Annotated in this window: 5 protein-coding genes; all 5 read right to left on the reverse strand. The window is 58.0% G+C overall.

What is annotated here, in order from left to right:
• Positions 1–63 precede the first annotated feature (63 nt).
• Entirely contained in the window at positions 64–966 is a 903-nt protein-coding gene (locus tag NW837_RS10860; protein WP_414331439.1) for a macro domain-containing protein, read from the reverse strand.
• 148 nt (positions 967–1114) lie between these two features.
• Positions 1115–2488 (reverse strand): nitrate/sulfonate/bicarbonate ABC transporter ATP-binding protein, encoded by a 1374-nt coding sequence (locus tag NW837_RS10865; protein ID WP_414331442.1) that lies wholly within the window; start codon positions 2486–2488, stop codon positions 1115–1117.
• A 22-nt stretch (positions 2489–2510) separates the two neighbouring features.
• Positions 2511–4238 (reverse strand): ABC transporter permease, encoded by a 1728-nt coding sequence (locus tag NW837_RS10870; RefSeq protein WP_414331445.1) that lies wholly within the window; start codon positions 4236–4238, stop codon positions 2511–2513.
• A 67-nt stretch (positions 4239–4305) separates the two neighbouring features.
• Positions 4306–4596 carry a hypothetical protein gene (locus tag NW837_RS10875; RefSeq protein WP_414331448.1) on the reverse strand — a complete coding sequence of 97 codons (291 nt, stop codon included), beginning with the start codon at positions 4594–4596 and terminating at the stop codon, positions 4306–4308.
• A gap of 82 nt (positions 4597–4678) precedes the next feature.
• Entirely contained in the window at positions 4679–5437 is a 759-nt protein-coding gene (locus NW837_RS10880) for a hypothetical protein (protein ID WP_414331451.1), read from the reverse strand.
• Between the last annotated feature and the right edge of the window lie 316 nt (positions 5438–5753).

Genomic DNA, 5753 nt, shown 5'->3' on the forward strand with positions numbered 1-5753 from the left:
TCATAACTTCCGCATTCCTCCCGACACTGACCCTACGGGTACAGTGCGGGGCTCCTGCGATTTCTAGCTGAATTGTTGTTTTCTATCTCCCCAGGCGTAGAAGCTTTCCACCAACTCTGCCGTCGTAGAAGGGTGCCCACGAGTCACGATCCAGTGGACAGTAGCCAGCAATTCTAGACCATAGGGCGACTCAAAGCCCTCCACGAGGTCGCTGACACGCTCAAAGCGTTCTCTCGTCTCTGGCTGTCCAGCGAGATATCTATGGGCTTCCTCGACAGCACCGGGCACCAGTTCCAGCTTCTTGTCTGGTCGATCACCGCCCGAGCCGTACCCAGAGATGTAATATCCCTCGATTTCTTTGAGAACATGCCGCAGGTTCTCAGCGTAGGGTCCATGAACGCCCTTTGTAAATCGCAGGCGAAGCGGCTCCCCGGCTTCCTGCAGGAAGTACATCAGCTTGTGCAGCTCAAGCAAAGAGACAAACGGAACAAGTAGACCGTTTACATAGCGCTCCATAAGGCCCACCAGCACCGCTCTTCCCGGCGTCAAGGAAGGGATCTGGCCGCGGCGCATGCTCTTCGGCAAAGGCTGAGGCCCGGTGGGCTCAAAGACAAGGATGTGGACGTCGGGAAGTTCTGCTAGCGCCTGCTCGATGCGGGAGCGCACATCGGGCCAATGAAGACCCCCGAGGCCGCAGCCTAGGGGTGGCAAAGCGACTGAGCGCAGACCAAGATGCCTGATCTCCTCGGCAAGGGACTTCAGCCCAGCTTCTATATCCTCGATCCGCGACTTCCCCCGCCAGTGGCGTTTTGTGGGGAAATTGATGATGTAGCGCGGATTGGTCAGGTTTCCGGTCTCGAAAACGAACATTTTGCCCGGTTGGACTTCCCCCCGCCGGCAGGCTGCGGCATAGGCCTTGAAGTTCCCAGGCCATGATTTCAAGTGCTGTCGCAGAACCAGTAACAAGAATCCCCTGCCTAAAAGCGGGGGGGTATGTCAAAATCCCTTGCAAGTTGTCTACATGGGTAATGTGGTAGATTTTGGGACTTTCTGGAATTGGCGCCATACCTCCGCTCTACGATGCAGCTTTGAAAAAGGCAGAGCCAGATGCGCTTCAGTCGGAACGAGAGTTGAGACCGACAGGCTTTTGAGCAGTGGAGCTCTCGCTTGGCTCGGGCAGATAGAGACGTTCTTCCGAGGCGTCGTACTCAAACAGCTCTGCATAGCGTCCCCAGTCAATGGCGGTGGCAAACTGCCGTTCGGCTTCAGCGTGGGGGAAGTGTTCGTCCCAAAGATCCAAGAAGAAGTCCGCTCGCATGGAGCGGCTGCCTTTTTCTTCCAGAGTCTGCAAGATGCTGCGGAACACGGGAACCCGTGCCAATAGCTGTTGTCGGAAGAGATCCTTGCTGCGCAGGATGGTGGTGTTGGCAAAGTCCTGGCCAATTTCGGTCAGTTGCACCACCCCGCTGGCCACCTCGGCAAAGCCCAACAGCACCGCCGCATCCAAAATCGGCAGCAGATCGTCCACGGCCAGTTGCAGCCGCTCGGCCAAATCGGCAATCTCCGCCCGCCCTTGCGGCCACTCCACGATCAACTCCAGCAGACCGCTGATCCCGCCCACCCGCGCATGGGGCAGAGGCAGGGCATAGGGGGAAGTGGCCTTATCACCAGCCAGCGCAGGCAGAGCCACCTCTCCGGTAACAGCAATTTCGGGGTTGGTCATGATCTCGTAGATGTAGTCCACCAAGGACTTAAAGCGGGGATCCGTGCGCTCGTGAGGCCGCGGCAGGTCAATTCTCACCTCCCCCCGGATCCGCCCTGGGTTGGATCCCAGAATCACCACCCGATCCGCTAAAAACACCGCCTCTTCGATGTTGTGGGTGACGATGAGAATGCTTTGGGAAGGGAAGGCTTGCGCATTCCACAGCTCATCAATTTCCCCCCGCAGGTTTTCCGCCGTCAGCACGTCCAAAGCGCTAAAAGGCTCATCCATAAACAGCACCTTGGGCTCTAGGACAAAGGCGCGGGCAAAGCCCACCCGCTGCTTCATCCCCCCCGAAAGCTCCTTGGGGTAAGCGTTCTCAAACCCATCCAAGCCCACCAAGTCAATGGCCTTCAGGGCCTTTTGCCGGCGGATCTCGCGGGGGATCCCTCGGGCTTGCAGCCCCAGCTCCACATTTTCTTGCACGGTCAGCCAGGGTAGGAGAGCAAAGCTCTGAAACACCATCGCCACATCGGGGTTAGGCCCGCGTAGAGGCTGGCCGTTGCTCAGCACCCGCCCTTGACTGGGGGGGATCAGGCCCGCCATGATGCGCAGAAGGGTGCTTTTGCCGCTGCCGCTACGGCCCAGCAGAGCCAAGACTTCCCCAGCCCGCACCTGCAGGTCAATCTGGCTTAAAACGGTAAACTCCCCCTTGCCCTCTGGCAAAGGAAAGCGCTTGTAGACTTTCTCGACCTCGATCAAAACGGGGGAAGCTGCAGAGCTCATATTGCCTCAGAAATTGAAAAGACTAAAGGTGATACTTTTCTTCCGCCAACTGATACAGCCGTCGCCAGAACAGACGGTTAATGCCCACCACAAACAAGCTCATCATGCCAATGCCCAAGGTAATGCGGGGCCAGTCTCCCACCGCCGTTGCCTCAGCAATGTAGGTGCCCAACCCCGTAGCCGTCAGGGTGGTGGATCCCCAGGCCACAATCTCCGAGACAATGCTGGCGTTCCAAGCGCCGCCGCTGGCCGTGACTCCCCCGGTGACCCAGGCGGAAAAGATCCCTGGAATGATCAGCTTTCGCCAGCGCTGCCATCCCCGCAGGCCCACATCCACGGCCATTTCTCGCAAGTCCGTGGGGATGCTTTGGGCACCGGCAATGGAGTTGAAAAGGATGTACCACTGTGCCCCCAACGACATGAGCAAAATGCTGCCCCACTCAATGCTGATCTGGGCGCGGATAAAAAACAACGTGGCAAAAGGAAAGAGGAAATTGGCCGGGAAAGCTGCCAGGAATTGCACCACCGGCTGCAGCAGTTTCGCCAGTTTTGGATTAAAGCCAATGGCCACCCCAATGGGAGTCCAGATCACCGTGGCGAACACCAGCAACACGCTAACCCGCAGCAGGGTGAGGATCCCTAGCCCGAAGGTCAGCATCACCTCTCCAAAGCCCACAGTGGTAGCCACAAAATAAACAATCCAAATCCCAATGCCGCCAATAGCTGCCCGGGAAAGCTGGGTTAGCAGCCGCTCGCGGCGTCGCTCGGCCTCAGGACTGAGGGGATCCACCCAGTGCGGGCGAGTCAGATAGGACAACAGCCGATCCACCAACTCTGCCAAGGGGGACAGCCAACTGCCGATCAGCCGCGGGATCCGCGCCGTGGTCAGCAGATCGTACAGCCAGGATTCGGGGGCAGCAGCCCCGCTGCTCTGTTCCAGGCGAAACTTATCCGACCAAGCCACCAAAGGTCGCCAGAAGAGCTGATCCACCAGCAGGATCACCCCGGCCATGGTCAGGAGCGCCCAGCCCAGCTTGGGCAGATCCTCCGCCTGTACGGCCGCTTCCACATAGGATCCCAGGCCCGGCAGCGTGTATTCCTGGTTGAGCACGCTGATGGCTTCGCTGGCTGCCACAAAGAACCACCCTCCGCCAAAGCTCATCATGGCGTTCCAGATGAGGCCCACCATTGCCGCCGGCACTTCCAACTGGGTAAAGCGCTGCCACCCCGACAGGCGATACAAGGTAGCCGCTTCCACCAACTCTTGAGGCAGCGTGCGCAGGGATTGGTAGAAGGAAAAGGTCATGTTCCAGACTTGGCTGGTGAAGATGGCAAAGATAGAAGCCGCCTCCAACCCCAGCAAGCTGCCGGGAAAAAGGGCAATAAAGCCGGTGACGGTAATGGAGAGAAACCCCAACACCGGCACCGATTGCAAGACATCCAACAGAGGGATCAAAATGCGCTCGGCCCAGCGGCTTTTGGCAGCAATGTAGCCATAGACCAAGGTAAAAAGGGTGGAAAAGGCCAAGGCAATGAACATGCGCAAGGTGGAGCGGGCCGCATAGTAGGGCAGGTTGCGCGGATCCAAGTCGATCCGGGGCACCACTGCCGGGGGCTGAAACCGCTCAAAAGCCCCTACCCCCACCTGCGCCACCAAGGCCAGGAGAACCAACGTGCCCAGAATGATGGCCCCATCGGCAGCCCCCGCTGGCAGCCGACGCAGCGCCTCCGGCGAAGGAAAAGTCCTCATCTTCCCTGACCAAGCCCGGCATCCGCGCCCAGTGTACACCGTTTGCGGTTAGCCAGGATCCAGCCGGCTACTCTTCCGGCAAGTCGGGGGGAGACTCCTTCCACTGGGGATCGTCCAAGATGGCTTTTTTGGTCTGCTTGAGTTGTTTCCACAGCTCCTTGATTTGCCGGTAGGCTTCTTCCGGGGTAATTTTGCCCCCGGTTTCCAAGCTACAAATCAAGGACACTTTATTGCTAAATTCCTGCAGGTTGGCATCAAAAACTAGGTTCTGCGGCTTCACTTCGCCCCAGTAGGGATAGCGAGGCGAAATGAATTCATCTTTGTTGGGAGGTTTGTTGGGAGGAGTTGGTTCTGCCACGGCCTAACCAGGGTAAAAGAATGGTTCACAACAAGAAGGTCAACATGAAAAGCTCCATTAAAGCAGGATCTACTAGCCCAGTTTATGGGCGTTTTCTCTTAACCGGCTTGGGTACTTTTGTGGGATCTCGCAGAGGATAAAACGGCTCTTGAATAGACGCTTCCCCACGTGTCGAGGGGGTGGAACTCTTCCTGGCTTTGGGTTGGGGGGTTGAACGCTTCAGGCGTGGGCGCGGCGGCGTTTTGAGTACTGGGCCGATGGGAGTGCCCGCCTCCACATAGAGCAGGGATCCGCGGCGGCGCACCTGCAGATCCCAGAAATTGCCTACCCCTTTGCCCGGCAGGGATCCGATCAGGCGCAATTTAAAGGCTTGGGGCTTGGAGGCTGCGGCTCCATCCTTCTGGACTCGCTGAGAGGGAGAGTTGGCGGAAGCTTTTTTGCCCGATTGACGGATCTTGACAATGATGAACCCTTTCTCCTGGGATTGAAAAACGACCTCGCCCCGGATGGAAAACCAATCCGGCACCACCGTCGGACGGGATCCCTCGGGGAGAGTTCGCCCCATTTCTTCTGGGGCCCACACCCCCAGCAACTGCACGTGCAGATCTTCGGTTTTGTCGCGGGTGCGAGGATAAACCACCCACAGATAGTTGCGTTCCGGCCGTAGATGCTTGCGTACCAGGCTCATCACCCGGCCCAGCAATACGGCATTCAGATCCAAGCCATCCGAGGTGCGCAAAATCCCGCGGGTAAAGTGCTCTGGGGAGGGGATGTATTGCCCTTCGATGAGGCCGATGGCTCGGTATTGCATCTTCTCCCCAGGCGGGGGGATGGGTTCCAAACAGACTCGCTCTTTCTTTTCTTCCAAGCTAGCAGTGGTACTGACAACAGGCTGCAAGGACTCCGTCCCGCTGTCGCGAGCAGCACCAGGATCCTGAGCTTTTGCCGACGACAGGGAGCCCTTGGCCTCGCCGGTTGAGCTGGGTCTGGGGGGCCGTACAGGTCGAAAGGGAGGTCTCAGATCGGAGGACATTGTGACGGTTCCGTTGCTGTCAATTCAGAATGCTCGGCGGCAGACATTTACCGTTGCAAAAACAGGCTATAGCTTTAGCTTTGCTCTTGACCCAAGGCTTGCTCAGCACACCACCCATTAGCCT

Origin of the sequence: Synechococcus sp. R6-10 (assembly GCF_047461815.1) — a bacterium.
Taxonomy (GTDB): Bacteria; Cyanobacteriota; Cyanobacteriia; order Thermostichales; family Thermostichaceae; genus Thermostichus.

What these genes read in the sequence shown, in the direction of transcription:
- NW837_RS10870 (WP_414331445.1), bottom strand. Translation starts at nt 4,238, where the DNA reads ATGAGGACTTTTCCTTCGCCGGAGGCGCTGCGTCGGCTGCCAGCGGGG.
- NW837_RS10865 (WP_414331442.1), bottom strand. Translation starts at nt 2,488, where the DNA reads ATGAGCTCTGCAGCTTCCCCCGTTTTGATCGAGGTCGAGAAAGTCTAC.